This window comes from Bacillus sp. 11B20, from assembly GCF_056098985.1.
Genome location: NZ_JBLZWZ010000016.1, coordinates 1 through 290 on the forward strand (window position 1 = coordinate 1; position 290 = coordinate 290).

The following is a 290-nucleotide window of genomic DNA, read 5'->3' on the forward strand; positions in this document are numbered from 1 at the left end:
GAAGGTGGGGCAGATGATTGGGGTGAAGTCGTAACAAGGTAGCCGTATCGGAAGGTGCGGCTGGATCACCTCCTTTCTAAGGATATATGGAGCAGCGTGCGTTTTCGTCTTGTTTAGTTTTGAAGGATCATTCCTTCAAAACATGTCTCTAGCGAGACAGGATTGTTCTTTGAAAACTAGATAACAATAAGTAATACATTCACATTGAATGCAATGCAAAGTTCATCACACATAGTGATTCTTTCTAAAGTAAGAAATGGTTAAGTTAGAAAGGGCGCACGGTGGATGCC

General features: G+C 42.1%; 1 rRNA gene. It reads left to right on the plus strand.

Annotated elements, in window-relative coordinates:
• Positions 1-76 (plus strand): 16S ribosomal RNA (locus ACN6NB_RS19520); the annotation flags it as partial.
• Positions 77-290 lie beyond the last annotated feature (214 nt).